Here is a 25,561-nt window from a genome sequence, read left to right as displayed (position 1 = left end):
CCGGCTCATCCACCACGGCCAGTGGCAGGTCACCATCGTCGACGGGCTGCCCTGGTTCACCCCACCACCCTGGATCGACCCCGACCAACGACCCCGACCCGGCGGCCGACCCCGCGTCCCCCTCTGAACCGTTCACGAGATGGCTATCGGTGGTGATCGGTCGTCGAGGGGAGGGGTGTTGGAGGAGCACGACGACGGGGACGTCGCGGCGAGTGCGGACGTCCGCGAGGAGGTCGAGCTGCTGCCCGACGGCCGGACGATCCGGTTCTTCTCGTGGGCGGAGGGGGAGGACCGGTGAGTGAGCGCCGGTACGACCCCACCCACGACGAGTGGGTCACGTTCGCGACCCATCGCCAGGACCGGACGTACAAGCCCTCGGCCGCGGCCTGCCCGCTGTGCCCGACCCGTCCCGGTCACGAGCCCACCGAGATCCCGCGCGAGCACTTCGACGTCGCGGTCTTCGACAACCGCTTCCCGTCGCTGTCGACCCACCCGCCCGAGCCGGAGATCGTCGGCACCGACCTCGTGCCCGTCGAGCCGGCCTACGGCCACTGCGAGGTCGTCGTGTTCACCGACGACCACGACGCCACGCTCGCCGACGTCGGCGTGGCGCGCGTGCACCTGCTCCTCGCGACCTGGGCGCGCCGCGTCGCCGATCTCGGCGCCGACCCCGGCGTGCGCTACGTGCTCCCGTTCGAGAACAAGGGCGAGGCGGTCGGCGTGACGCTGCACCACCCGCACGGGCAGATCTACGCCTATCCCGACGTCCCGCCGCGCCCGGCGCGCGAGCTCGCCGCCGGCCGGCGCCACCACGACCGCACCGGGCGCTGCGTGTTCTGCGACGTCGTCGCGGCCGAGGCGGGCGGGCCCCGCGAGGTCGTGGCCGGCGAGCACGTCGTCGCCGGCGTGCCGCCGTGGGCGCGCTTCCCGTACGAGGTCGACATCTGGACCCGCGAGCACGTCCCGTCGCTGCCCGAGCTCCCGGGCGAGGCCCGCGCCGACCTCGCCCGCGTGCTGGCCCGGGTCTTGGCCGGCTACGACGCGTTCTTCGGCTTCCAGACCTCCTACCTGATCGGCGTCCACGCCGCGCCCACCGACGGGAGCGACCGCGACGTCGCCCACCTGCACCTGGAGATCTGTCCGCCGCACCGGGGCGGGGGCAAGCTCAAGTACCTCGCGGGCTCCGAGACGTTCGGCGGCGCGTTCCTCACCGACGTCGCGCCGGAGGTCGCCGCCGAGCGGCTCCGCGAGGCCTGCGCGCGGGTGGAGGTGCCGGCATGAGCGAGCGGGGGGATTTCCTGGCGTCCGGTGACAGCGTGGACGCCAGGCTGACCACCCCGGACGTCGCGGCGGCGTTCCGGGAGGCCGTGGGGCGTGACCCGGAGGGCGTGTTCGCTGCGCCGGGGCGGGTGAACCTCATCGGCGAGCACACCGACCACAACGACGGCCACGTGCTGCCCTTCGCCATCGACCGCCACTGCCGGGTCGCGGCCGCGCGCCGCGCCGACGACACCGTGACGGTGCGCTCCGCCCAGGCGCCCGACGAGGCCGTCACGACGACGCTGGACGCGCTGCCCCGCGCGCGGGGCTGGTCGGCGTACGCGCTGGGGACGCTGTGGGCGCTGCGCGAGGCGGGGCTGCCGGGCGACGACGGGTGGGACCTCGTCGTCGCCGGCGACGTCCCGCTCGGGTCGGGGCTGTCGTCATCGGCGGCGCTGGAGTGCGCGGTGGCGCTCGCGGTCGCCGAGCTCAGCGGGGCCGACCTCGACCGCCCGACCCTCGCCCGCGCCGGGCGCCGCGCGGAGAACGACGTCGTCGGCGCCCCGGTCGGGATCATGGACCAGGCCGCGTCGCTGCTCTGCCGCGAGGGCGCCGCGCTGCTGCTCGACTGCCGCACCCTGGAGGGGCAGGACGTGGCGCTGGGGCTCGACGAGGTCGGGTTGGTGACGCTGGTCGTCGACACCCGCGTGCGCCACGACCTCGCCGACGGCGGCTACGCCGACCGCCGCGCCGCCTGCGTCGCCGCCGCCGAGGCCCTCGGCGTGCCGGCCCTGCGCGACGCGACGCCGGCGATGCTCGAGCGCCTGGACGGCGACCTCCTGCGGCGCGCCCGCCACGTGGTCACCGAGCAGGCCCGCGTCCACCGGGTCGTCGCGCTGCTGCGCGCGGGCCGGCCCGCCGAGGTCGGCCCCGAGCTCACCGCGTCCCACGCCTCGCTGCGCGACGACTTCGCGGTCTCGGTGCCGGCGCTCGACGCGGTCGTCGAGGCCGCGCTGGAGCACGGCGCGCTCGGGGCGCGGCTGGTCGGGGGCGGGTTCGGCGGCAGCGTCCTCGTGCTGGCCCCGGCGAGCGCGGCCGAGCGGATCGGCGAGGCGGTCGTGCGGCGCGCCGCGGACGACGGCCACCCCGAGCCCGTGGTCCGCGCGGTCCGCCCGGCCGGTGGCGCGCGTCGGGAGCCGTGGACGCCGGCGCCGCGGCACTAGGCTCGACACGGTGGAGACCGCGGCGCCGTCGGTGCGGGTGACGATCGACGACGTCGCCCGGGCCGCGGGCGTCTCGCGCCAGACCGTGTCGCGGGCGATGAACGGCAAGGGCGAGATCAGCACGGCCACCCGCCGGCGGGTGCTGGCGACCATCGAGGAGCTCGACTACCGCCCCAGCATGTTCGCCCGCGGCATGCGCACCCGGCGGGCGGGGACGCTCGGGCTGATCCTCTCCGACATCGCCAACCCCTTCTTCCCGGCCGTCGCCCGCGGGGTGTTCGACGCCGCCTCGGCCCGGGGCTTCTCGGTCGTCGTGCACAACACCGACGCGCACGCCGGGCGCGAGTCGGCGGCGGCCCGGGAGATCGTCGAGCGGGGCGCCGAGGGCGTCATCGGCTTCTTCGAGGCGCTCGGCGACGAGGAGCTGGTGGGGTTGCACCGGCGCGTGCCGCTGGTCGTCGCCGACCGGCGGGCACCCGCGCCGACCGTCGCCGCCGTGTCCTCGGACTTCGCCACCGGCACCCGCCTCGCCGTCGAGCACCTGCACGCGCGCGGGCACCGGCGGCTCGGGATGCTCGACGGCGCCGTCGGCGTCGACCACGTCCGGCGCCACGCCTTCACCGCGGCCGCGGCCCCGGGCGCGCCGGTCGTCACGGGCCCGCCGACGATCACCGGGGGCGCGGCGGCGGCCGCCGAGCTGCTGCGCGAGCACCCCGACGTCACCGCGCTCTTCGCGTTCAACGACCTCATGGCCGTCGGCGCGATCCGCGCCCTGCGCGAGCGGGGTCGCCGGGTGCCGGACGACGGCGCCGTCGTCGGTTACGACGACCTCACCCTCGCCGCGGACCTCGACCCGCCCCTGACCACGGTGCACACCGACAAGTACGAGCTCGGGCGCACGCTGGTCGAGGTGCTCGACGGGGTGGTCCGCGCCCGGCGCGACGACAGGGACCAGGGCACGCAGCAGGACACGCCGCAGCGCCTCCTGCCCGCGACGCTCGTGGTGCGCCGGTCCGCGTGAGCGACCTCCTGCCCGCACCGGGCCCGCCGTCGGCGGTCGCGGTCCCCGGCCTCGGGCTGACCGTGCGCGGCTGGCGCGGCGTCGCCGCCCGCCTCGACGGCACCCTGCCGACGGCCGTGGTCGCGCTCCCGGCGTTCGGCCTGCGCGTCCCGCGGGGCACGCGTCTCGACCCGCCGTCGCTCGCCGACCGCCTCGTCGAGCGTCTGCGGGACCTCGCGACCGGTCCCGTCGTGCTGTGCGGGCACTCCGCGAGCTGCCAGGTGGTCGCCGAGGCCGCCCGCCGCCACCCCGCCGCCGTGCGCGGGCTCGTCCTCGTCGGCCCGACCACCGACCCGCGCGCGCCGACCTGGCCGTCGCTGGCGGGCCGGTGGCTGCGGACCGCGGCGCACGAGGACCCGCGGCGCGTGCCGGGGATCGTCGGGCAGTACGTGGCCACCCGCCTGTCCGGCTTCGGCCGGACGATGGACGCCGCGCGACGTCACGACCTGCGCGCGGCCCTCGCCGGCTCGCGGGTCCCGGTGCTGCTCGTGCGCGGGCCGCACGACCGGCTCGCGCCCGCCGCCTGGCTGGCCGAGCTCGCGGCCGTCCGCGCCGGCATCACCGTCGTCACCACCGCCCACGGCGCGCACATGGTGCCCCTCACGCACCCCGACGAGCTCGCGGGCGTGTGCCGGGAGCAGTTCCCGGGGTAGTCGCCGCCATGGCAGCACAGCGCCGGACGCGGGTGACGATGACCGAGGGCGGGCCGTTCCTGGTCGAGGGGCCTGTCGAGCTGGAGCTGCCCGACGGCACCACGGTGACCAGCGAGCGTCCGCTCGTCGCGCTCTGCGCGTGCCGGCGGACCAAGCGCTACCCGTTCTGCGACACGAGCCACCGGCGCAAGGTGCGGCCCGAGCGGCCGCAGACCGGCGACCAGGCCGGTGAGCAGGCCGGTGAGCAGGCCGGCGGTCAGGCGGCCGCGGGCAGCGCCGGCGCCCGCAGCGACGACTCGCCGGCCGACCAGGAGCGCACGAGGTAGTCGGCGAGGTCGTCCTCGAGCAGCGTCGAGGCCTGGATGCCGAGGACGACGTCCGCGGCGAGCTCGGGCTCGCGCTCGAGGAGCCCGGCGACGAGCTCGCGGCGCACCAGCTGCTCGTGCACCGCGTCGGCCTCGACGTGCTCGGCGTAGAAGTCGGTGACCTCCGTCGGCAGGCCGAGGCGCTCGATCGCCGACACGAGCCGCGCCGCCCCGGGCGGCGAGGTGATCTCGATGAGCGCGAACTGCCCGACCGACGCCCCGCGCCAGCGGCGGTGCAGCCCGAACAGGCTCATGATGTTGACGGTCGCGAGCGTCGGCGCGGGCGCCACGTCGAGGTAGGCGCCGTACGAGGTGTCGAGCCCGAGGCCGGTCATCATCTCGGTGTAGATCCGGGCGTGCACCCGGTCGGCGCGCCCGGCGCCGAACTCGTCGTGCTCGACGGTCATGAGCGACGCCTTCGCCCGGCCGTGCACGCCGTCGAGGCGCGGGATCACCCACGCCTGGGGGTCGGCCTCCTTGAGGTGGTAGATCGACCGGTGCGCGACGTATTCGTCGAGCTGCCAGCGCTCGCCGTCCCGGGCGAGGTGCCACGACGGCCCGGTGCCCTCGGTGGGCTCGACGAGCAGCCCGTCGATGGCGGCCTCGACGTCGTCGCCGCCCGCGACCCGCGCCCGCACCGCGTCGAGGAACGGCGCCTCGAGGTCGGCGCGCAGGCGCAGCAGGTCCGGGTCCCACTCCAGGTCGTCGGCGACCCCGTCGAACGAGCGGTAGTGCAGCTCGTAGAGGCAGTAGAGCGCGAGCTGGAGGTCCTCGCCGAACGGGTCCAGCTGGTGGACCTCGGGCCGGCGCGGCAGGTCGGCAGCGGCACGACGGCCGGCGAGCACGTCGAGCACGTCGCTCGAGACCGGACCGCGGGGGCGGGGCAGGACGGGCACGGATCGCTCCTTCGCGAGGTCGGCACGGCGCCCGCGAGCGTGGGGCGACCGTGGTGGTACCCGATCGGGTCGCCGCCGGAGCGTCGCTCCGCACGTGATGTCCGTGACGCGCATCAACGGTCCTGCGGGGGATGGAGCAACGGGTGAGACCGGGTAACGCCTGCCGCGGGTCGACGCCGGGGTCGAGACCGTGCCGAAGGAAGCCGGCGACCGCGACCCGACTCGTCACCACCGAGCCGAGCCGAGGAGCCGATGACGACCGTCGCACCCGAGCCGCGCCGCACCCGCGCCTCCACCGTGACCGCCACAGCCACCGAGAACCGACCCGCCACCGGAGCCGTCACCGTTCCCGCGACCGCGATCCGCCCCCACCACCGCGTGTTCCGCGTGCCGGGCGTCTACCCGGTGCAGCGCGACACGTGGCTGCTCGCCGACGTGCTGCGCGCGGAGCTCACCGACCACGGCTGCGGGGTCGACCGCCCGTGCCGCGTCCTCGAGCTCGGCGCCGGCGCCGGCGCGCTCTCGGTGGTCGCCGCCGGTGTCCCGTGCACCGAGGTCACCGCCGTCGACCTCTCCCGCCGCGCGCTGTTCTCGACCCGCATCAACGCCGCCCGCCACGGGCGCCGGGTCCGGACGCGCCGCGGTGACCTGACGGCCCCGGTGGCGGGGGAGCGGTTCGACGTCGTCGTCTCCAACCCGCCCTACGTGCCGGCCGCCACCGACGACCTCCCGAGCCACGGATGGGCGCGGGCCTTCGACGGCGGACGCGACGGGCGCGCCGTGCTCGACCGGGTCTGCGACGAGGCCCCCGACGTGCTCACCGAGGGCGGGCGCCTGCTGGTCGTGCACTCGGCGTTCAACGACCCCGCGCTGACCGTGGCCCGCCTGCAGACGCGCGGCCTGTCCGCCGAGGTCGTCGCCCGCCACGAGCACCCCTACGGGCCGGTGCTCACCGCCCGCAGCGACCTGCTGCGCGAGCGCGGGCTCGCGACGGCCGACCAGCGGACCGAGGAGCTCGTCGTGGTGCGCGCCGTGCGCCCCGCTGCCTGACGCAGACCCCGAGAGGACACCGTGCACCACCAGATCGACGTCACCGTCCCGTCGTCGGTCGCCGACGACGTGGCCGCCGAGCTCGCCCGTCACGACGGCGTCCTCGCCCTCACCCGCCAGCAGGACGGCTCGGTGAAGCCGCCGGGCGACGTCCTGAGCCTGCACGTGCTCAACCGCGCCATCGACGACGTCCTCGCGATCATCGAGCGGGCGCGGGAGCACGGGCCGATCACCGTGGCCACCGTGCGCACCGAGAGCGTGGTCGCCACCGGGGCGCAGGACGCCGTCGAGGACGACGCGGACGAGTCGCCGTGGGAGGAGTTCGAGCGCACCCTGCGCCACCACGGGCGGATCAGCACCAACTACCTCGCGCTCATGGCGCTCGGCGGCGCCATCGCCGTGGCCGGGCTGCTCTCGCCGCCCGTGCCGCAGGCCCTCGCGCTGGCCGCGTCGGCGATCATCGCGCCGGCGTTCGAGCCGGTCGCCAAGCTCGCCGTGGCGATCCTGCGCGGCAGCCTCTACCGCATCCGCCGCTCGCTCGTGTCCGTCGTCGTCGGCTACCTCGTGCTGGCGGCCGGTGGCGGGGTCGCGTTCCTCGTCATGCGGGCGCTGGGCATGGGCAGGCCGGAGATCCTCGCCAAGAGCGAGGGCGTGCACATGGTCGTGGACCCGACCGTCGCCGACTGGCTCGTCGGGGCCGGCGGGGCGCTCGCGGGCCTCGTCATCATCACGTCGTTCCGTGAGGCCGTGCTCGCCGGTGCCCTCATCGCGCTCGCCCTGGTGCCCGCCGCGGCGCTCGTCGGCATCGGCGTCGTCTCCGGTGACTGGACCCTCGCGCTCGAGGGCCTCCAGCGCACGGGCGCCGACATGGCCCTGGTCGTCGTGCTCGGTGGGGCGGTGGTCCTGGTCAAGGACCGGCTCCACCACGGCGGTCGGCGCCCGCTCGCCTGAGGTCGGTCAGGACCGGTCAGGACCGGTCCGGGCTCCGATCGGCCCGGTCCTCGGGGTGCGGCTCCGTGCGGCCCTCGTTCACCGGCGAGTCGCGGCTCGGCTCGGGCTGCCCCGGCGTGGGTCCCTGCGGCGGGTCCTCGCCCTGGTCCAGGACACCGGGATAGGGCAGCGACCCGGGCGGCGGCTCGACGATGCGCGCGCTGGAGATCATCAGCACGATGAACCCGAGGATCGCGAGCACGCCGTGCAGCACGTGGTCGGGGGTGTTGAGCGCGAGGAACGTCGAGCTCGCGGTGTTGACGCTGAACGCCGACCCGAAGACGAACAGCAGCAGGTAGACGGCGGCCTGGAGCCCGGCGAACAGTCGCAGCCACGTGCGTTTGCGCAGGCTCACCGCGCCCAGCACGGCCGTGACGAGCAGCAGCACGCTGTGGGCCGGGTTGAGGCGCAGAGCCAGCACGGTGTCCGGGACCTGCTCGGTGAACGCCGCACCCCAGCTGGTGACCAGGCCCGCGATCCCGACGACGGCGAGCACGACGGCCTCGCCGGCGACGACGGACGCGCCGATCCGGCCGAGGAGCCCCTCGTGCGGCACCGACGGCAGCGGGTTGCCCTGGTCGTCGCGGCCCGGCGGCGCGTACGGCCCCGGACCGCGACCCTCCTGGTCGTGCTGGCCAGGGGTCCCCTCGGCGTCGGGGTTGGGTGGTTCCCCGTGGCGGTTGGTCGGGTGCGTCATGTCCGCCGGGATGCCCACCCGACCCCGCCCGGGGAACCCGCGGCTCGGCCGAACCGGCCGGACTCCGCCGAGCCCGCCATCGCGCCCCTCCCGCCGATGGCGGGCGTCATCGCAGCGCACGCGCGGCGACCCATGTCACACCGGGAAACGACGCATACGCGGCGCGGTGACGTGGTAGCCGACCGGCGACCGGCCAGGAGGCCGGATGAGCACACGCACCGACACCAGATGCGATCGAGGAGAAGTGTGAGCCACCAGGCCGACATCATCGCCCAGCTGCGTTCGATGCTCCAGCTGACCCAGACCGAGGTCCAGGTCGCGCGCATTCGCGTGGCCCAGGCGCGGACCGAGGCCGTCCGGCGCGAGCTGACCCAGAACGCCCAGAACGCCGAGCGACGCAGCGCGGAGATCACCCGCGAGCTGCAGCGGCTCGGCGGCGTCGCCGACATCGTCTCGCCGCTGGTGGGACGCGTGGGTGCCGTGGTCAAGGGCACCGTCGAGCAGGCGGGCCCGGTCGACGAGGCCCTGCTCGGCGACCTGACGCTCGAGCACCAGCTGCGTGACCGCGCCGTCTACCTGCGCGCCCTCGCCGAGGCCGCCAAGGACGACGGGGTGCGCCAGCTCGCCGACCGTCTCGAGCAGGCCCACACGGCCACCATCGAGTGGCTGACCACGGTGCTCGCCGAGCACGCCCTCGGCGGCCCGCCGGCGCTCAAGCCGACGCCGGTCCAGATGGTCGTCGGCGGCGCCACCCGCGCGGTGCGCCTGCCGGTGAACTTCGCCCGCGAGCAGGTCAGCCGCTGGGCGGCCCGCCTGCAGCAGGGCGGCGACCAGGTCCGCGCCGTCGTCACCGACACCGCCGGGCGCGCCGCCCGGTTCGGCGAGGACGCCCGCGAGGTCGTCACGACCGGCCGGAACGCCGCGCTGGACCGCGCCGAGCGCGTCAGCCGCCGTGAGGGCGCGACCGACGCGGCCGCGGTCCTCCACGAGGCCCGCGCCCGTCTCGGGGCCCTGCACTCCAACGAGCTGCCGATCCAGAACTACGACCAGCTCGGGGTCAGCGACGCCGTCGCCAAGATCAAGGCGCTCGACGACGTCGAGAGCCTGAACAAGATCATCGTCTACGAAGAGGCGAACAAGAACCGCAGCGGCATCATCTCCGCGGCCCAGACGCGCCACGCCGCGCTGGCCCAGGAGGTCGTCGGCATCCGCTGAGCGGATGTGAGCAGACGTGATTCGGCCGGGTCCCCGATCGGGGACCCGGCCGTTCGTCGTCGTGGCCCTCGTCGTGGCGCTCGTCGTCCCCGGAGGTGGTCGTGCAGGTCCTGCAGGTGATCTCGAGCGTCGCCCAGGTGCTCTCGCCGCTGCTGTACGCCGCCTTCATCGTCGTCATCTACTTCCAGCTCCGGGCCGCGCGGGAGTCGGTGCGGGAGGTCCGCCAGGAGTTCCTCGCCGGCGGCCGGCCCGTGGTCGCCGTCCACGACGAGTACGACCACGGGACCCGCGCGCTGAGCCTCGCCGTCGAGAACGTCGGCCAGGGTCCGGCCAAGTCGATCAGCTTCGCGTTCTCCCGACCCATCGAGAGCTCCGACGGCATCGTCGTCTCCGGCCTGCCCGTGTTCTCGATCGGGCTGACGTCGCTGTCCCCGGGCGCCCGGATCACCTGCTGGTGGGACGACCTCGACGACCAGATGGCCTTCCTGCGCCGCAACGGCCTCGACGGCGAGGACTTCCAGGTCACGGTGAACTACACCGACCTGACCGGGTCGTCCTACTGGAACACCTGGGACATCCAGCCGGCGATCTACGAGGGCCTGCGGCCACCGACGCGACCGGCCCAGCACGCACAGGACCAGGCCGCGGACCTCACCGACGGCAGCGGCCCCGCGGGGCAGTCGCCCGGACCGACGGAGTCGGTCCGCGCCACCGCCTCGACCGGGGCGAGCGAGGGCACCTGACCCCTCAGTTCTTGACCGCCCCCACGATCGCCGCGACCAGCAGCACCAGGGCGGCGACGAGCAGGACCACCGGCGAGAGCACCGCGACCAGGATCAGCAGGAGCGCGACGAGCACCTTCGTCCCCGTGCTCATCGCCCCGACGGCGCCCTTGACCGCGGCGACCACGGGGTTCTTGCCCTGCATCGCCGCCAGGCCGGCCTTGACGAGGGCGTTCCCGCCCACCCCGCCGGGGAGCTGGCCCTTCGCGGCGTCCGCGGCCATGTCGCCGAGCCGGTCGGCGAGCTCCTCGACCTTCGTGGCGGCCACCCCGGCCAGCCGGTCGATCGCGGTGATCGCCAGGGCCCGGAGCCGATCACCCGCCGACGGCGGGCCGCCCGACGACGCCGCCGACGCCCCCGACGACGCCCCCGACGACGTGGGGTTCGCGTCCGGCACCGACGCAGGGCGTGCCGGGGCGGGGCGGCCGTCGGCCACCGGATCGAAGGCCGCCGCCGCGGTCACCCCTGCTCCTGGGCCCGCCGCGCCAGCGCGAGACCGTCGCGCATGCCCTCGGCGTAGGACCGCGTCTCCCGGTCCTCGACCGACGGCTCGCCGGCCGGCTCGCTCTCGATGAGGGTGGTCAGCACCGACTCGACGTCCTCGATCCGACCGGCCGCGACGAGCTGGTGCAGACCCTCCACCACCTCGTCGGTCCGGTCCCCTCTTCCGCTCTGCGACCTGTTCTCCGACACCGCCACGGTGGACTCCTCCTTCGGTTGCGCACAGCCCACCAGTCCCGTACCCCCGCGAGAAGGTCCGCCACGGCGTTGGCCCCCGATGGCCCTGCGTGTTCGGCCGTTCGCGGTGGGTGGTGACCCTGGTCGGGTCAGAAGTTCTGCACGTGCTGGAACCCGAACCGCCCCTTGATGCACAGGTGCCCGTGCGTCACCGAGTGGTCCGCGGGGCTGGTGACGTTGACGATCTCGTTCTGCTGGACGTGCAGCTCGAGGTTGCAGCCGACGCCGCAGAACGAGCAGATGGTCGTCGTGACCGTCTCCTCCTCGGGGCGCCACTCGCCGGCCTCGCGCAGCTCGTACTCGCGGCGGGACACCAGCGCGCCGGTGGGGCAGACGCCGATGCAGTTCCCGCAGTAGACGCACGCCGACTCGGGCAGCGGGGCGTCGAACTCGGTGGCGATGCGGGCGTCGAAGCCGCGCCCGGCCGCGGCGATCGCGAACGTGAACTGGGCGTCGCTGCCGCAGGCGTTGACGCACTTGTAGCACATGATGCACCGCGAGTAGTCGCGCACGTACAGCTCGTTGTCGACCTTGACCGGCTGGTGCACGGTGGCCGCCGACGACCCGTCGGGGGTGTGGTGGTGGCCCGCGTGGCGCCGGTCGCGCTCGCCCGCGGCGTTCGGCGGCGCCGGCGGCCCGTAGCGGGTGGGGTCGACGCCGTACTCGCCGATCCAGCGCTGGACGTCCGCGCTCGCCCGGTCCATGTCGACCGACGACGAGAGCAGCTCGAGCACCATCCGGCGGCTGTGGCGCACCTTCTCGGTGTCGGTGCGCACCTCCATGCCGTCCTCGCACTTCCGTGCGCACGACGGCACGAGCGTGCGCGAGCCCTCCACCTCGACCACGCAGACCCGGCACGCGTTGATGGGGTCCATGTTCGGCGCCCAGCAGAGCGTCGGGGTGTCGGCCTGCTCCGGGGTGCCCTCGTCGTGGAGCGCGTCGAGGATCGTCGACCCCTCCGGCACGCGGACCTCGCGGCCGTCGAGGCTCAGCGTGACCCGCCGCTTGATGGTCCCGAGCATCACCGGGCCGGAGCCCAGGCGTTCCTCGGCGCCCCGGGCCGGGGCGACCGGGTCGACGACCGTCGGGCCGACGGGGGAGGGGGCGTGGGTGTCGCCGTCGGTGCGCTCGCCGGGCGGCGGGCCGGTCTCGACGGTGGTGGCGACGGCCGCCCCGCCCGAGGCCTCGGTGGCGCCGTCGATCGGCTCGTCCGCTGGTGCACCGGAGCCGCTGCCGGTCGGTGCGGGTCCCTTGCCCGTGGTGGTCATGAGGTGGGCACCTTCCCGTTGCGGGAACCGTTCTGGGGTCGGTCGAGGAGCCCGAGCTGCAGGGCCGAGGCGACCGCGGCGGGCGCGGTCTGGCCGAGCCCGCAGATCGAGGCGTCCCGCATGACCCGCGCGAGGTCGTCGAGCAGGGCGATCTCGGTCTCGCGCGAGCCGATCGGGGTGTCGCGCTCGAGCCGGGCGAGCGCCTCCTCCTGGCGCACGGTGCCGACGCGGCAGGGCACGCACTGGCCGCACGACTCGTCGCGGAAGAAGGCCGCGATCCGCCGCAGCGTGCCGGTGAGGTCGGCGTGGCGGTCGAACACGAGCACCACGCCCGAGCCGAGCGTCGCCCCGATGTCGCGTGCGCCCTCGAGGGTGAGCGCGACGTCGAGGTCCTCGGGCATGACGAACCCGCCGGCCGCGCCGCCGAGCAGCACGGTGCGCAGGTCACCGCGCACGCCGCCGGCGAGGTCGAGCAGCTCGCGCAGCGTGGCGCCGAACTCGACCTCGTAGACCCCGGGCGTCCCGACCGCCCCGGAGACGCAGAAGAGCTTGGTGCCCGTCGAGCGCCCGCCGCCGATCTCGGCGAACGCCTGGCCGCCCTGGTCGAGCACGCCGAGGACGTTGTAGAGCGTCTCGACGTTGTTGATCGCCGTCGGCTTGCCGAACAGGCCGACGACGCTCGGGAACGGCGGCTTGTTGCGCGGCTCGCCGCGGAAGCCCTCGATCGACTCGAGCAGCGCGGTCTCCTCGCCGCAGATGTAGGCCCCCGCGCCGCGGCGCAGCTCGATGTCGAAGCCGAAGCCCTCGCCCATGACGTCGTCGCCGAGCAGCCCGCGGGCCCGGGCGGCGGCGATGGCGTTCTCCAGCCGCCGCGTCGCCAGGGGGTACTCGCCGCGGATGTAGAGGTAGCCCGTGCGCGCGCCGGTGACGTAGCCGGCGATGGTCATCGCCTCGATCAGCGCGAACGGGTCGCCCTCCATGAGCACGCGGTCCTTGAACGTGCCGGGCTCGGACTCGTCGGCGTTGCAGACGAGGTAGTGCGGACGCTCCGGGGCCCCGGCGACGCCCTTCCACTTCACGCCGGTGGGGAACGCGGCGCCACCGCGGCCGGTCAGCGAGGAGTCCTCGAGCTCGGTGATGACCCGCGTCGGCCCGAGGTCGACGGCCCGGCGCAGCGCGGCGTAGCCGCCGTGCGCCCGGTAGTCGTCGAGGCTCTCGGGGTCGACGACGCCCACGCGGCGCAGCAGGCGCAGCGGACCGCCGCCGGGCAGCGTGCCCCGCGGGCCGGACTGCGGGGCGCTGACGCGCGTGTCGGCGAACGCGGCGTCGGCGTCGTCGGCGGCCCGGGGATCGTCCGTGCGGGCCGCCGCGAGCACCTCGTCGGGGCGCGCAGGCGCCTGGGAGAGGTCGGGCTCGCCGGTGCGCTGGTGCAACACGGCGGGCGCGCGCTCGCACAGGCCCAGGCAGGGGCTGCGCACCCAGCAGGCCTGCTCGCCGCCGTCCTCCGAGCCGCCCTCGGGGCCGAGCGCGTCGGTCAGCGCCGTCGCGATCTCCTCGCCGCCGTACGGGCCGCAGGCGACGTCGTCGCAGACGTGCACCACCCGCGGCGCCCGGGGCTCGACGGCGAACATCGCGTAGAACGTCGCGACGCCGTAGATCTCCGCCGGCGGCACCGAGAGCGTGCGCGCCACGTGGTTGAGCGCGCCCTCGGAGATCCAGCCGACGGCGTCGTGCACCGCGTGCAGCACGGGCAGCAGCAGGTGGCGACGGGCGCGGGCGTCGTGGCCGGCGTGGTGCGACCGTGTGGGGCGGTCCTCACGGCTCGTGGGGCCCGTGAGGGCGCCGAAGGCCGCGTCGATCGTCTCGCGCTCGACGGTGGTGGGCTCGGCCTTCGAGAGGTGGAGATCCATGCGTCAGCTTCCCGCCACCGGCATCGGCGGGGCCTGGACGGGCAGTTTCTCCACGCGGATCGCCGTCGCCTTGAACTCCGAGGTCCCCGACTTCGGGTCCCAGGCGTCGTTGGTCAGCACGTTGACGTCCACCTCCTCGGTGAAGTGCGGGGTGAAGGACGCGAGCCCCGGGCGCAGCGACGGGTCGACCGCGATCGGCGCCTCGACCGCCCCGCGCCGCGAGACCACGCGGACGCGCTCGCCGTCGGCGATCCCGAGGCGGGCCGCGTCCTCCGCGTCGATGCGCAGCGACTCGCGACGGCGCAGCGGCGAGGAGTAGCCCCCGGTCTGCACCCCGGAGTTGTAGGCGTCGAGCACCCGCACCGTGGTCAGTCGGATGGGGAACTCCTCGTCGAGGACGTCGACCGGCGCGACGTGCTCGACCGGCGTGAACGGCGCCGGACGGCCGCGGTCCGCGGGGTCGTCGGCCCACAGCCGGGCGTGCATGAGCGGCGTGCCCGGGTGGTCCTCCGACGGGCAGGGCCACTGCAGGCCGCCGAGGGCGTCGAGGCGGGCGTAGCTCATGCCGGCGTGCCAGTTCAGCGACACCGAGCGCAGCTCGTCCCACACCTCCTCGGCGGTCGGCTCGCCCCAGTCGTGACCCAGGGCGGTGGCCAGCGCGCTGATGATGTGGGTGTCCGGGCGCGCCTGGCCCGGCGGCTCGATCGCCTTGCGGACGCGCTGCACGCGCCGCTCGGAGTTGGTGACCGTGCCCTCGTACTCGCACCAGTCGGCCGTCGCCGGGAAGACGACGTCGGCGAGTTCGGCGGTGGCCGTGCGGAAGATGTCCTGCACGATCAGGCAGTCGAGGCTCGAGAGCAGGTGGCGCGCGTGCGCCGCGTTGGCCTCGGACTCCGCCGGGTTCTCGCCGATGCAGTAGAGCGCGCGCATCTCGCCGCGCTCCATCGCCTCGAACATCTGCGACAGGTGCCGCCCCGGCTCGCGGGGGTAGTCGTCGGTGCCCCAGACCGCGGCGTAGCGGGCGCGGGCCTCCTCGTCGCCGACGTCGTAGCCGCCGGGCAGCTTGGCCGGGATCGCCCCCATGTCACCGCCGCCCTGCACGTTGTTCTGCCCGCGCAGCGGCACCAGCCCCGACCCGTAGCGGCCGACGTGCCCCGTGAGCAGCGCGAGGTTGATCAGCGCGAACACGTAGTCGGCGGCGTTGTGGTGCTCGGTGATGCCGAGCGTCCAGCAGATCTGGGCGCGGTCGGCCCGGGCGTAGGCGTGCGCCAGCTCGCGGATCGAGGCCGCCGGCACGCCGGTGATCTCCTCGGCGCGCTCGAGGGTGTAGGGCTCGACGGTGGCCGCGTAGTCGTCGAAGCCGGTGGTCGCCCGGTCGACGAACGCGCGGTTCACCAGGCCCGCGTGGATGATCTCGCGGCCGATCGCGTTGGCGAGCGCGATGTCCGTGCCCACGTCGAGCCCGAGCCAGGAGTCGGCCCAGTGGGCGGTCGAGGTGTGCCGCGGGTCGACCGAGAACAGGCGGGCGCCGTTGCGCAGGCCCTGCAGCACGTGGTGGAAGAAGATCGGGTGCGTCTCGCGCGCGTTGGAGCCCCACAGCACGAGCAGGTCGGCGTGTTCCGCCTCCACGTAGGCGGAGGTGCCGCCGCCGGCACCGAACACCGTCGTCAGACCGACGACGCTGGGGGCGTGTCAAGTGCGGTTGCAGCTGTCGACGTTGTTGCTGTGCATCACCACCCGCGCGAACTTCTGCGCGGCGTAGTTCATCTCGTTCGTCGCCTTCGAGCAGCTGAACATCCCGAACGCGTCGGCGGGCACGCCCCGCAGGCCGGACGCGGCCCGGGTGAGCGCCTCGTCCCAGCTCGCAGGCCGCAGTTCGCCGTCCTCGCGGACGAGCGGCTCGGTCAGACGGACGTGGCGTGGCTTGCGCATGCTCGGTACTCCCAACACAACGGGTGTCGCCGCCGTCACCATCGTAGGTCGCGTTGCGAGGCCCGTCACACAGCCGATCCCGATCACCGGAACACCGTCCGTCCGGCCCGCGACCGTCGCTGTCCGGAAGGTCAGGCCGTTCCCCTGTTTGGGGGTGTGTACCGGCAGGGAAACGAGCGCTCGATGTGCACCGAGGCACACACCGAGGAGGAGCGATGGCGGGCAACCCGAGGGTCGAGCAGGTCGTCGAGCAGGTCCGGAGCCTGAACGAGCAGATCGTGAGTCGGGCGCGACAGGGCGGCGAGGAGTCGCTGCGCGCGTACAAGGAGCTGCTCGAGAACGTCGCCGAGGCCGAGGAGGCGGCCGGCAACCGGACGGCCGAGTGGGTCCAGGCGTTCGCCCGGGCGCAGGCGCAGTTCACGCGGGAGCTCGCCGAGGCCTTCCCCGCGCTGCTCCAGCGCCTCGGGTCCGGCCTCGGCGGCGCGGCGGGCGCGGCCGCCGAGCAGGCCCGGCGCGTGCCGGGCGTCGCCCAGGCCGAGGGCGAGGCCAAGGGCGCGGTGTCGGTGGAGGACGACCTGCCGATCAAGGGCTACGACGACCTGAACGCCAGTGAGGTCGCCGCGAAGCTCGACGGGCTCTCGGCCGGCGACCTGGGCAAGGTCGACGCCTACGAGCGGCGCACCAAGAACCGCAAGACCGTCCTCGACAAGATCGCCGCCCTGCGCTGAGGTGCCTCCGGCTCGTGAGCAGTTCGGGGTGCCGGAGCACGCCGAACTGCTCACGAGCGCGTAGCGCACCGGCGGATCGGCAAGCCCGGCGACCATGACGCAGCCTCCCCCGCAGGAACAGACCTACCCCGGCAGCACCGGCGCGATGGACCCCGAGCCGAACGACGAGATGCGCGACTACGTCGGGCGCGACCTGCTGGCCGGGCGCAAGGCGCTGATCACCGGCGGCGACTCCGGCATCGGCCGGGCCGTCGCCATCGCGTTCGCCGAGGAGGGCGCCGATGTCGCGATCAGCTACCTCTCCGAGGGTGACGACGCGACGCACACCCAGTCCGTCGTCGAGGCCAAGGGCCGCCGGTGCGTGCGCCTGCCCGGCGACATCGCCGACCGCGACCATTGCGCGCGCATGGTCGAGCGGGCCGTCGACGAGCTCGGCGGGCTGGACATCGTCGTCAACAACGCCGCGGTGCAGACCCCGGTCAGCGGCCCCGAGGAGCTCTCCGACGAGCAGTGGGAGCGCACCTTCGCGACCAACGTGTCCAGCTTCTTCTGGATCACCAAGGACGCGCTGCCGCACCTCGGTGAGGGTTCCGCGATCATCAACACCGGGTCGGTCAACGGGCTGCGCGGCAACAAGTCGCTGCTCGACTACTCGGCGGCCAAGGGCGCGGTGCACGCGCTGACCATGTCGCTGTCCCAGCAGCTGCTCCCGCGGGGCATCCGCGTCAACTGCGTCGCCCCGGGGCCGGTGTGGACGCCGCTGATCCCCGCGACCATGCCCGAGGACAAGGTCGACTCCTTCGGCGCGCAGGCCCCGATCGGCCGGGCGGCCGCCCCCGACGAGATCGCCCCGTCGTACGTGTTCTTCGCGGCGAACCGGCTCTCGTCGTACTACAGCGGCGAGGTCCTCGCCCCGGCCGGTGGGGAGACCCATCCCGGCTGACGTCACATGCGGGGTGCGAGGCGGCCGGCGTCGGGTAGCCGGTCGCATGAAGGTCGTCTACGTGTCCTACCCGCCGTCCGACGCCGTCGACGGCGACGTGCCGGCCAGCGCCGAGAGCGCGCTGGGCCTGCACGAGTACCTGTCGGAGCGGGGCCACGAGCTGGTCACCACCACCGACACCGGCGAAGGGCTCGACGCCGAGCTCGCGGACGCCGAGGTGCTGATCACGACGCCCTTCTGGCCGGTCTACCTCGACGACGACCGGATGTCGAAGGCGTCGAACCTCAAGCTCGTGATCACCGCGGGCGTGGGCTCCGACCACACCGAGCCCGAGTCCGCCGAGCAGCACGGCATCACCGTCGCCGAGGTCACCGGCAGCAACGTCGTCAGCGTCGCCGAGCACAACGTCCTGCAGATCCTCGCGCTGGTCCGCAACTTCGTCCCGGCACACGCCGATGCGCGCAACGGTGGCTGGGACGTCGCCGGCGTCTCCGCGCCGTCACACGACCTCGAGGGCAAGACCGTCGGGATCGTCGGGCTCGGTGCGATCGGGGCCCGCACCGCGCTGCGGCTCAAGGGCTTCGACGTGCGGATGCTCTACTACGCCAACCACCGCCGGTCGCCGGCCGACGAGGAGACCCTCGGCGTGCGCTACGCCCGGCTCGACACGCTGGTGCGCGAGTCGGACGTCATCTGCCTGGCCCTGCCGCTGATGGAGGGCAGCCAGGCGCTGTTCGGGCGCGAGCGTCTGAACGCCATGAAGCCGGGATCGTGGCTGGTCAACACCGCGCGCGGCGCCATCGTCGACCGCGACGCGCTGGTCGAGGCCGTCGAGTCGGGGCAGCTCGCGGGGTACGCGGGGGACACCTGGTACCCCCAGCCGGCGCCGGCCGACCACCCCTGGCGCTCGCTGCCCGAGGGCTCCGAGGCCATGACGATCCACTGCTCGGGCATGACCCGCGAGGCGCAGGAGCGCATCGCCGAGGGCGTGCGGGAGATGCTCGACGCCCACATCGACGGGCAGCCCCTGCCCTCGGAGTTCGTCATGGTGTCGCCGGGTGCCTGACGGCAGGTGAGCAGAAAGAAGTGCTCCAGCACTCCTTTCTGCTCACCTGCGCGCAGCGCACCTCAGGCCGCGACCGGCTCCTCGACGCGGGTCTCGGTGCGCGGGGCGGGGACGTCGGCGGGCTGCGGGGCCGGCTTCTCGCGGCCGGTCAGCCGGTCCACGAAGCGCTTGAGCTCGCCCGCCACCGGCAGCGAGAGCTTCCAGATCGACCGCGTCGACTGCCAGAACTGCTTCGGGAACGGGCCGATCGTGTAGGGCAGGTCCCAGCGCGCGCAGATGTCCTTGACCCGCTCCGCGATCTCCGGGTAGCGGTTCGACGGCAGGTCGGGGAACAGGTGGTGCTCGATCTGGTAGCCCAGGTTGCCGCTCATGAGGTGCATGAGCCGGCCGCCGGTGAAGTTCGCCGAGCCCAGCAGCTGGCGCAGGTACCACTCGCCCCACGTCTCGCCGTCGAGCTCCTCCTCGGTGAACACCTCGGCGCCGTCCGGGAAGTGCCCGCAGAAGATGATCGCGTACGACCACACGTTGCGGATGAGGTTCGCCGTCACGTTCGCCGCGATCGTCGCCGGGAAGAACGGGCCCGACAGCGCCGGGAAGAACACGTAGTCCTTGAGCGCCTGCTTGCCGGCCTTGCGCCCGATCTGGCGCAGCTTGGCCTTCATCTCCTCGGGGTCGGCGTCCATCGTCGCCGCGCCCTCGATGTCGAGGTCGTGCAGCGCGACGCCCCACTGGAACAGGAACATCAGGAGCGCGTTGTAGAGCGGCTGGCCCAGGTAGTAGGGGTGCCACGGCTGGTCGGACCGGACGCGGAGGATCTCGTAGCCGACGTCCTTGTCCTTGCCGATCACGTTCGTGTACGTGTGGTGCAGGTAGTTGTGGGAGTGCTTCCACTGCTCGGCCGGGCAGACGTTGTCCCACTCCCACTGCGCCGAGTGGATCTCCGGATCGTTCATCCAGTCCCACTGGCCGTGCATGACGTTGTGGCCGATCTCCATGTTCTCGAGGATCTTGGAGGCGGCGAGCGCGGCGGTGCCCGCGATCCACAGCGGCGGCAGGATGCTGCCGACGAGCGCGACGCGCCCGCCGATCTCCAGGCGGCGCTGCAGCCTGATGACGCCGCGGATGTAGGCCGCGTCGTCCTCGCCGCGCGACGCCTCGACGTCGCGGCGGATCGCGTCGAACTCACGCCCGATGGCCGCGATGTCGGCCTCGCTGAGGTGCGTGAACTCCTTGATGTCCGAGATGGCCATGAGGGGTTTCCTCCGCATCGGGTGGGGCCGGTCCGGTACCTGAAGTACTAGGTACCCACGGTACCGACACGAGACGCCGCGCGGGGCGGTGATCGTTGTGTCCCCCCACACCGCGGCGACGATGACGCCGGTCACAGCAGGGCCCGGGCGGGTCGGGTGCGGGCGCCGGCGGAGGCCGGGCGAGGATGCGGCGTCACCCGATCGGTGGGTCCGGCCGATCGCGGGCCGAGTTCGGTAACGGAATGGTCACGGCGCGCGATACGCGGTCACGGAGCAGAAGGGAGGGGCATGTCGACGCCGACCTCGGTGCCGTCCACCCTCGGGGACGCACGGGCCACGATCGAGCCCGGACGCCTCGTCGCCGGTCGCTACCTCCTGCTCGCGCCCGTGGGGCGCGGGGGATCGGGCTCGGTGTGGCGCGCCCACGACGAGCTGCTGGACCGGGACGTCGCCGTCAAGCGGCTCCACGGCGGCCGCGCCCTCGACGCGCAGCGCGCGCGCCTCGTGCGCGAGCGGGCGCACCGGGAGGGCCGCGTCGCCGCCCGCCTGCACCACCCGCGGCTCGCCGCGATCTTCGACATGACCGAGCTCGACGGCGAGGTCTGCCTCGTCATGGAGTACGTCGCGGCCCCGTCGCTGGCGGACCTCCTCGACCGCGAGGGCCCGCTGCCGCCGGTGCGCGTGGCCGCGATCGGCGCGCAGATCGCCGAGGGCCTCGCCGCCATGCACGCGCGCGGCATCGTCCACCGCGACGTCAAGCCCGCCAACGTCATGATCGGTCCGGACGACACCGTCACCGTCGCCGACTTCGGCATCGCCGTCATCGACGCCGAGCCCGGCACCGCCGACCAGCTCGTCGCCGGGACGCCGCACTACATGGCGCCCGAGCTCGCGCGCGGCGGCCCCGCGACGGCCGCCGCCGACGTGTTCTCGCTCGGTGCCACGCTCTACGCCGCGCTCGAGGGCGCCCCGCCCGCCGGCGACGGGGGCAACGCGCTCGAGGTGCTCTCGCGCGTCGCGACGGGCATCGTGGCGCCGGCCCGCCGCGCCGGCGACCTGACGCCCGTGCTGCGTGCCCTGCTCGACCACGACCCCACCCGCCGGCCCGACGCCGCCCGCGCCGCCCGTCTGCTCGCCGGGCGCGACACCGGGCCCGAGGCCGGCGCCCTCACAGCCGGGCAGGCCGCGGACGACGAGGCTCGCGGTACCGGCACCGCGGTCCACGCCGACCTGCTCGCCGCGGGGGCGAGCGTCGGACCGGCCGCCGACCCGGCCGCCGACCCGGCCGCCGACCCGGACGCCGACGAGTCGCCCACCGGCCCGCTCCTGCTGCCCGGGCACGACCACGCGGCTGCCCCTCCCGGCGCCCGTCCCACCGCACATCCCACCGCCCGTCCCGCGACCCGGGCGGTCACGCCCGTCGCCCCCGCACCGGGCCGGTCCCGGCGGCCCGCCCGGCGGGTCGTGGCCGTGGGTGCGGGGCTCGTCGGGGTGCTGGGGGCCGCGGGGGTCGTCGCGGCCGCGACGAGCTCGTCCGACCCGGTGCCGCTCGCGGCGCCGCAGACCCCGGCACCGACACCGGCATCGGCACCCGTCCCGGTGGCCGCGCCGCCGGTGGTCCCGGCCGCGCCGGCGACCACCACGCCGCGCCGCACGACCAGCACGGCCGACGACGTCGAGGAGGTCGCGTCGTCCTCGCCGACCGCGAGCCGGCGCTCGCGGGACTCCGCCGACCGCGCGTCTGCGGCGTGGGAGCGGTGGTACGAGCGGTGGCGCGCCCAGGCCCGGTCGGACCGGGGTGGCGACCGGGGCGACGACCGCCCCCGCGGGCGCGCCCGCGGCCACGACCGCTAGGCGGTCCCTCAGGCGCTCGAGCGCTCCTCGTGACCCGGCGACCGGGGCGCCGGGACGTCCGGCTCCTCCCGGCGGGGAGCGGGCACGGCCGGACCCGCGGGTGCTGCGGGCGCGGCCGGGGTCCGGCGCACGATCCGCCGGATGCGGGGCTCCTGGATCAGTCGATCGGCCAGTGGGTCGCGCATGACGCCTCCCGTGCGTCCCCGAGGCGGGGTCGTCGATCACCGAGGCTAGGGCCCCCGACGGGGCGTGCGCTGTACGTCATTGTGCGTACGTCCGGGTGGCGGCGCGGGGTGTCCCCACGCCCGGCTTCACGACGAGGGGACCGCCCGGTACGTTCCGACCCGGGGCCGCCGGTGCGGACGAGGGGCCCGCACCGGCGAACGCCCGCGCCGGCGCCCCGTCCCCTCACCCGCCCGTCGCGGGATCACTGCCCGCTGCGCAGCACCTCGCACAGCGCCAGCGGCTCGGCGTCGGCCGCCAGGGGCAGCGTCCACCAGCGCGGTGCACGGCGCAGCGCCGGATCCGCCGTCGCGGCCCATCCCGACACCGCCGACCAGCGCACGGCGCGGACCGCGCGCGGCGGGTCGGCGTGCACCCGCAGGGTGAAGCCCTCGCCCGCGTCGTCCGGGACGGTCTCGACGTCGTCCTCGTCGAGCAGGTCGAGGGCCGTCGCCACGGCCTCGGCGCACGCCGTGGCGTGGGCGAGCACCCAGGGGGCGGTCTCGATCGTGCTGGTCGGGCGGGTCGGGCGGGTCATGGGCACGGTCGTCGGCAGGGTCGTCGGCGCGGACATCGGTCACCTCCGGGCGGTCCACGGGGACCGCGTGGTTACCGACGAGTATCCCTCCGGTGTCGGGGTGGGTCACTCCGGGTCCCTGTGGGCGTGACCACCCGCGCGGTGGGGCCTCGACACCCCTCGGCGACGCGGTGCGCCGTGGTGACCTCCCGTCACACGGTTCCCGGGCGTGCCGTCGATGCCTGCCCCGACCCCGAGACCCCGGACGCCGCGGATCCGGGTGCGACCAGGGATCGACCCGGAGGGCGGGGCCCGCTCGCGGCGGCACGCTCGGAGCCATGACCACCCCGCAGAGCACGCAGAGCACCCCGTCCCGTCCGAACGCGGAGCGCAGCGGAGCCGGACCCGTCGGCGGGGCCTTCGGCTTCCGCCGCAGCGTCGGTGACCGCTGGATCGCCGGCGTCTGCGGGGGCATCGCCGCCCGCACCGGCCTGGACGTGACCCTCGTCCGTGTCGTCGCGGTACTCCTGGCCGTCTTCGGGCACCTCGTGGGTCTGATCGCCTACCTGGCCGCCTGGGCGCTGGTGCCGGAGGAGGAGGCTGCGGACGGATCGGGGGACGGGGCCGCGCCGGTGACCCCGCCGACCGACCCGACCCCGCCGACCAGCCCTCCGACCAGCCCTCCGACGACCACCGTCTGACCCTCCGGCGGCGACCGGGCGGGCGATCTACGCTCGCCCGCGTCGCCGGCCCAGGAGGAAGCCAGGAATGCCCAGCCCGCCCTTCACCTCGGTGTACCACCAGGGCTTCGTGCGCGTCGCGGCCGCGACGATCCGCACGACGATCGCCGACCCGGCCGCGAACGCCGCGTCACTGCTCGCGGTGGCCCGGGAGGTCCACGACGACGGGGTGGGCCTCGCCGTGTTCCCGGAGCTGACGCTCTCGGGCTACTCCATCGAGGACCTGCTCCTGCAGGACACGCTCCTCGACACGGTCGTCGACGCGCTCGCGGAGGTCGTGGCGGCGTCGGCGGAGCTGGCCCCGGTGCTCGTCCTGGGCGCGCCGCTGCGCCACCGCCACCGCGTCTACAACTGCGCGGTCGTGGTGCACCGCGGGCGGATCCTGGGCGTCGTCCCCAAGACCTACCTGCCGAACTACCGGGAGTTCTACGAGCCCCGCCAGATGGCCTCCGGCGCCGGCGAGGGCGGGACGATCCACCTGCTCGGCGAGGACGTGCCCTTCGGCTCCGACCTGCTCTTCGACGCCACCGACGTCGACGGCCTCGTGTTGCACGTCGAGGTCTGCGAGGACATGTTCGTCCCGATCCCGCCGAGCGCCCACGCCGCGCTCGCCGGCGCCACGGTGCTCGCCAACATCTCGGGCAGCCCGATCACGGTCGGGCGCGCCGACGACCGCCAGCTGCTCGCGCAGTCGGCGTCCGCGCGGTGCTCGGCGGCCTACGTCTACGCCGCGGCGGGCGACGGCGAGTCGACCACCGAGGTCTCCTGGGACGGGCAGACGAGCATCCACGAGAACGGGGTGCTGCTGGCCGAGACCGAGCGGTTCCCGGCCGGCGAGCAGCACGCCGTCGCCGACGTCGACCTGCGCCTCGTGCGCTCCGAGCGCCTGCGCATGGGCACGTTCGACGACAACCGGCGCCGCCACGAGCAGCCGTTCCGCACGATCGACTTCGTGCTCGACCCGCCGACGGGCGACATCGGCTTCCGCCGCACGATCGAGCGCTTCCCGTTCGTCCCCGCCGACCCCGCCCGCCTCGAGCAGGACTGCTTCGAGGCCTACAACATCCAGGTCGCCGGGCTGCTGCAGCGGCTGCGGGCCATCGGCGACGCCAAGGTCGTCATCGGGGTGTCGGGCGGGCTCGACTCCACCCACGCGCTCATCGTCGCCGCGCGGGCGATGGACCGCGCCGGGCGCCCGCGCTCGGACATCCTCGCGTTCACGCTGCCGGGCTTCGCGACGGGGGAGCGGACGAAGGGCAACGCCGAGCGCCTCGCCGAGGCCCTGGGCTGCACCTTCGAGACCATCGACATCACCGAGACCGCCCGGCTGATGCTGGCGAACCTCGACCACCCGTTCTCGCAGGGCGAGCCGCACTACGACGTGACGTTCGAGAACGTCCAGGCCGGCCTGCGCACCGACTACCTCTTCCGGGCCGCCAACCAGCGCGGCGGCATCGTGCTGGGGACCGGCGACCTGTCCGAGGCGGCGCTCGGCTGGTCCACCTACGGCGTCGGCGACCAGATGTCGCACTACACCGTCAACAGCGGCGTGCCGAAGACGCTCGTGCAGCACCTCATCCGCTGGGTGATCAGTTCCGGGCAGTTCGAGGACGAGGTCGGCGACGTGCTGCAGGACGTCCTCGACACCGAGATCAGCCCGGAGCTCGTGCCCGCGGACTCCGACCAGGAGATCCAGTCCAGCGAGCAGAAGATCGGGCCGTACGACCTGCAGGACTTCAACCTCTACTGGGTGCTGCGCCACGGGTTCCGGCCGTCGCGGATCGCGTTCCTGTCGTGGCACGCGTGGCGCGACCTCGACGCCGGCCACTGGCCGCCGGGCTACCCCGAGGGCGACCGGCGGGCCTACGACCTCGCCGAGATCCGGCGCTGGCTGCAGGTCTTCGCGCAGCGGTTCTTCGGGTTCGCCCAGTTCAAGCGCTCGGCGCAGCCCAACGGCCCCAAGGTCGTGGCCGGCGGCTCGCTCTCGCCGCGCGGGGACTGGCGGGCGCCCTCGGACTCCTCGGCGCGCATCTGGCTCGCCGAGATCGACGAGCACGTGCCGGAGAGCTAGCCGGCCGCGCGCTGCGCGGTCGGTGGCCTCCTCGCCGGTGACGGGGACCCCGTCCAGCGGCAGGATGGCCCCGCGACGTCCGGACGGCGGCCGACGCGCCGACGTTCGGCCTCCGGACGCGCGCAACCGGA

The 25,561-nt window shown here is 74.6% G+C and carries 24 protein-coding genes and 1 pseudogene; 15 read left to right on the top strand and 10 right to left on the bottom strand.

Annotation, left to right across the window (positions count from 1 at the left end):
- Positions 1–294 precede the first annotated feature (294 nt).
- From galT to PGB27_RS23365, 5 genes and pseudogenes are all read left to right on the top strand, one after another.
- Complete coding sequence (gene galT / locus PGB27_RS23385) at positions 295–1,281, top strand: galactose-1-phosphate uridylyltransferase (protein ID WP_274202825.1); 987 nt, start codon at positions 295–297, stop codon at positions 1,279–1,281.
- Entirely contained in the window at positions 1,278–2,483 is a 1,206-nt protein-coding gene (gene galK, locus PGB27_RS23380) for a galactokinase (protein ID WP_274202824.1), read from the top strand. The genes galT and galK overlap by 4 nt, the downstream gene beginning before the upstream one ends.
- Positions 2,484–2,493: 10 nt before the next feature.
- Positions 2,494–3,504: a LacI family DNA-binding transcriptional regulator gene (locus PGB27_RS23375; protein WP_274202823.1), complete on the top strand. Its 1,011-nt coding sequence runs from the start codon at positions 2,494–2,496 to the stop codon at positions 3,502–3,504.
- Positions 3,501–4,196 (top strand): alpha/beta fold hydrolase, encoded by a 696-nt coding sequence (locus PGB27_RS23370; RefSeq protein WP_274202822.1) that lies wholly within the window; start codon positions 3,501–3,503, stop codon positions 4,194–4,196. The genes PGB27_RS23375 and PGB27_RS23370 overlap by 4 nt, the downstream gene beginning before the upstream one ends.
- A gap of 8 nt (positions 4,197–4,204) precedes the next feature.
- Positions 4,205–4,393 (top strand): annotated as a pseudogene (locus PGB27_RS23365) (CDGSH iron-sulfur domain-containing protein); the annotation flags it as partial.
- A 59-nt stretch (positions 4,394–4,452) separates the two neighbouring features.
- On the opposite strand, the gene PGB27_RS23360 reads toward PGB27_RS23365, so the two are convergent.
- Positions 4,453–5,457: an iron-containing redox enzyme family protein gene (locus PGB27_RS23360; RefSeq protein WP_274202821.1), complete on the bottom strand. Its 1,005-nt coding sequence runs from the start codon at positions 5,455–5,457 to the stop codon at positions 4,453–4,455.
- Between the two features lie 252 nt (positions 5,458–5,709).
- On the opposite strand from PGB27_RS23360, the gene PGB27_RS23355 reads away from it, so the two are divergent.
- A complete protein-coding gene (locus tag PGB27_RS23355; protein WP_274202820.1) occupies positions 5,710–6,507 on the top strand; it encodes a HemK2/MTQ2 family protein methyltransferase in 798 nt (265 codons plus the stop codon).
- 21 nt (positions 6,508–6,528) lie between these two features.
- Positions 6,529–7,458, top strand: coding sequence for a DUF389 domain-containing protein (locus PGB27_RS23350; protein ID WP_274202819.1), 930 nt, complete (start codon positions 6,529–6,531; stop codon positions 7,456–7,458).
- A gap of 16 nt (positions 7,459–7,474) precedes the next feature.
- Here the strand turns inward: PGB27_RS23350 and PGB27_RS23345 are convergent, their stop codons facing one another.
- A complete protein-coding gene (locus PGB27_RS23345) occupies positions 7,475–8,194 on the bottom strand; it encodes a DUF4383 domain-containing protein (protein WP_274202818.1) in 720 nt (239 codons plus the stop codon).
- Between the two features lie 246 nt (positions 8,195–8,440).
- Here PGB27_RS23345 and PGB27_RS23340 point away from each other — a divergent pair, with 246 nt between their 5' ends.
- Complete coding sequence (locus PGB27_RS23340) at positions 8,441–9,409, top strand: ferritin-like domain-containing protein (RefSeq protein WP_274202817.1); 969 nt, start codon at positions 8,441–8,443, stop codon at positions 9,407–9,409.
- 101 nt (positions 9,410–9,510) lie between these two features.
- Positions 9,511–10,152: a hypothetical protein gene (locus PGB27_RS23335; protein WP_274202816.1), complete on the top strand. Its 642-nt coding sequence runs from the start codon at positions 9,511–9,513 to the stop codon at positions 10,150–10,152.
- Between the two features lie 4 nt (positions 10,153–10,156).
- Here the strand turns inward: PGB27_RS23335 and PGB27_RS23330 are convergent, their stop codons facing one another.
- From PGB27_RS23330 to PGB27_RS23310, 5 genes are all read right to left on the bottom strand, one after another.
- Positions 10,157–10,654, bottom strand: a complete 498-nt coding sequence (locus tag PGB27_RS23330; protein WP_274202815.1) for a hypothetical protein — start codon at positions 10,652–10,654, stop codon at positions 10,157–10,159.
- The gene (locus PGB27_RS23325; RefSeq protein WP_274202814.1) at positions 10,651–10,890 is read right to left on the bottom strand and encodes a hypothetical protein; all 240 of its coding nucleotides are present in this window, start codon (positions 10,888–10,890) and stop codon (positions 10,651–10,653) included. Before PGB27_RS23325 ends, PGB27_RS23330 begins: the two co-directional genes overlap by 4 nt.
- A gap of 128 nt (positions 10,891–11,018) precedes the next feature.
- Positions 11,019–12,197 (bottom strand): 2Fe-2S iron-sulfur cluster-binding protein, encoded by a 1,179-nt coding sequence (locus tag PGB27_RS23320; protein ID WP_274202813.1) that lies wholly within the window; start codon positions 12,195–12,197, stop codon positions 11,019–11,021.
- Positions 12,194–14,107, bottom strand: a complete 1,914-nt coding sequence (locus PGB27_RS23315) for an NAD(P)H-dependent oxidoreductase subunit E (RefSeq protein ID WP_274202812.1) — start codon at positions 14,105–14,107, stop codon at positions 12,194–12,196. Before PGB27_RS23315 ends, PGB27_RS23320 begins: the two co-directional genes overlap by 4 nt.
- A gap of 3 nt (positions 14,108–14,110) precedes the next feature.
- Positions 14,111–16,081, bottom strand: coding sequence for a molybdopterin oxidoreductase family protein (locus PGB27_RS23310; protein ID WP_408630110.1), 1,971 nt, complete (start codon positions 16,079–16,081; stop codon positions 14,111–14,113).
- A gap of 173 nt (positions 16,082–16,254) precedes the next feature.
- Here PGB27_RS23310 and PGB27_RS23305 point away from each other — a divergent pair, with 173 nt between their 5' ends.
- The 3 genes from PGB27_RS23305 to PGB27_RS23295 all read left to right on the top strand — a co-directional run bounded on the left by PGB27_RS23305 (position 16,255) and on the right by PGB27_RS23295 (position 18,776).
- Positions 16,255–16,767 (top strand): hypothetical protein, encoded by a 513-nt coding sequence (locus PGB27_RS23305; protein WP_274202810.1) that lies wholly within the window; start codon positions 16,255–16,257, stop codon positions 16,765–16,767.
- A 94-nt stretch (positions 16,768–16,861) separates the two neighbouring features.
- Complete coding sequence (locus PGB27_RS23300; protein ID WP_274202809.1) at positions 16,862–17,710, top strand: SDR family oxidoreductase; 849 nt, start codon at positions 16,862–16,864, stop codon at positions 17,708–17,710.
- Between the two features lie 46 nt (positions 17,711–17,756).
- Complete coding sequence (locus PGB27_RS23295; RefSeq protein ID WP_274202808.1) at positions 17,757–18,776, top strand: NAD-dependent formate dehydrogenase; 1,020 nt, start codon at positions 17,757–17,759, stop codon at positions 18,774–18,776.
- A 62-nt stretch (positions 18,777–18,838) separates the two neighbouring features.
- Here the strand turns inward: PGB27_RS23295 and PGB27_RS23290 are convergent, their stop codons facing one another.
- Positions 18,839–20,026, bottom strand: coding sequence for a fatty acid desaturase family protein (locus tag PGB27_RS23290; RefSeq protein WP_274202807.1), 1,188 nt, complete (start codon positions 20,024–20,026; stop codon positions 18,839–18,841).
- Positions 20,027–20,314: 288 nt separating this feature from the next.
- On the opposite strand from PGB27_RS23290, the gene PGB27_RS23285 reads away from it, so the two are divergent.
- Positions 20,315–21,880 carry a serine/threonine-protein kinase gene (locus PGB27_RS23285; protein WP_274202806.1) on the top strand — a complete coding sequence of 522 codons (1,566 nt, stop codon included), beginning with the start codon at positions 20,315–20,317 and terminating at the stop codon, positions 21,878–21,880.
- A gap of 8 nt (positions 21,881–21,888) precedes the next feature.
- Here the strand turns inward: PGB27_RS23285 and PGB27_RS23280 are convergent, their stop codons facing one another.
- Both PGB27_RS23280 and PGB27_RS23275 read right to left on the bottom strand, forming a co-directional pair.
- Positions 21,889–22,065, bottom strand: coding sequence for a hypothetical protein (locus tag PGB27_RS23280; protein ID WP_274202805.1), 177 nt, complete (start codon positions 22,063–22,065; stop codon positions 21,889–21,891).
- 242 nt (positions 22,066–22,307) lie between these two features.
- Complete coding sequence (locus PGB27_RS23275; RefSeq protein ID WP_274202804.1) at positions 22,308–22,676, bottom strand: hypothetical protein; 369 nt, start codon at positions 22,674–22,676, stop codon at positions 22,308–22,310.
- Positions 22,677–22,957: 281 nt separating this feature from the next.
- Here PGB27_RS23275 and PGB27_RS23270 point away from each other — a divergent pair, with 281 nt between their 5' ends.
- Positions 22,958–23,320, top strand: a complete 363-nt coding sequence (locus PGB27_RS23270) for a PspC domain-containing protein (protein ID WP_274202803.1) — start codon at positions 22,958–22,960, stop codon at positions 23,318–23,320.
- A 67-nt stretch (positions 23,321–23,387) separates the two neighbouring features.
- The gene (locus PGB27_RS23265; protein ID WP_274202802.1) at positions 23,388–25,430 is read left to right on the top strand and encodes an NAD(+) synthase; all 2,043 of its coding nucleotides are present in this window, start codon (positions 23,388–23,390) and stop codon (positions 25,428–25,430) included.
- The last annotated feature ends 131 nt before the right edge of the window (positions 25,431–25,561 follow it).

It is taken from the genome of Actinomycetospora lemnae (assembly GCF_028737315.1).
GTDB classification, from domain to species: domain Bacteria; phylum Actinomycetota; class Actinomycetes; order Mycobacteriales; family Pseudonocardiaceae; genus Actinomycetospora; species Actinomycetospora lemnae.
Note: the sequence above shows the minus strand (reverse complement) of the source record. Positions and strands in the feature narration are given on the sequence as shown.

Bases quoted from the DNA above. Each gene is read 5' to 3' on its own strand.
- PGB27_RS23295 (WP_274202808.1), top strand. From the start codon at position 17,757: ATGAAGGTCGTCTACGTGTCCTACCCGCCGTCCGACGCCGTCGACGGC.
- PGB27_RS23345 (WP_274202818.1), bottom strand. From the start codon at position 8,194: ATGACGCACCCGACCAACCGCCACGGGGAACCACCCAACCCCGACGCC.
- PGB27_RS23290 (WP_274202807.1), bottom strand. From the start codon at position 20,026: ATGGCCATCTCGGACATCAAGGAGTTCACGCACCTCAGCGAGGCCGAC.
- PGB27_RS23305 (WP_274202810.1), top strand. From the start codon at position 16,255: ATGGCGGGCAACCCGAGGGTCGAGCAGGTCGTCGAGCAGGTCCGGAGC.
- PGB27_RS23265 (WP_274202802.1), top strand. From the start codon at position 23,388: ATGCCCAGCCCGCCCTTCACCTCGGTGTACCACCAGGGCTTCGTGCGC.
- galK (WP_274202824.1), top strand. From the start codon at position 1,278: ATGAGCGAGCGGGGGGATTTCCTGGCGTCCGGTGACAGCGTGGACGCC.
- PGB27_RS23270 (WP_274202803.1), top strand. From the start codon at position 22,958: ATGACCACCCCGCAGAGCACGCAGAGCACCCCGTCCCGTCCGAACGCG.
- PGB27_RS23355 (WP_274202820.1), top strand. From the start codon at position 5,710: ATGACGACCGTCGCACCCGAGCCGCGCCGCACCCGCGCCTCCACCGTG.
- PGB27_RS23285 (WP_274202806.1), top strand. From the start codon at position 20,315: ATGTCGACGCCGACCTCGGTGCCGTCCACCCTCGGGGACGCACGGGCC.
- PGB27_RS23300 (WP_274202809.1), top strand. From the start codon at position 16,862: ATGACGCAGCCTCCCCCGCAGGAACAGACCTACCCCGGCAGCACCGGC.
- PGB27_RS23320 (WP_274202813.1), bottom strand. From the start codon at position 12,197: ATGACCACCACGGGCAAGGGACCCGCACCGACCGGCAGCGGCTCCGGT.
- PGB27_RS23275 (WP_274202804.1), bottom strand. From the start codon at position 22,676: ATGTCCGCGCCGACGACCCTGCCGACGACCGTGCCCATGACCCGCCCG.
- PGB27_RS23315 (WP_274202812.1), bottom strand. From the start codon at position 14,107: ATGGATCTCCACCTCTCGAAGGCCGAGCCCACCACCGTCGAGCGCGAG.
- PGB27_RS23280 (WP_274202805.1), bottom strand. From the start codon at position 22,065: ATGCGCGACCCACTGGCCGATCGACTGATCCAGGAGCCCCGCATCCGG.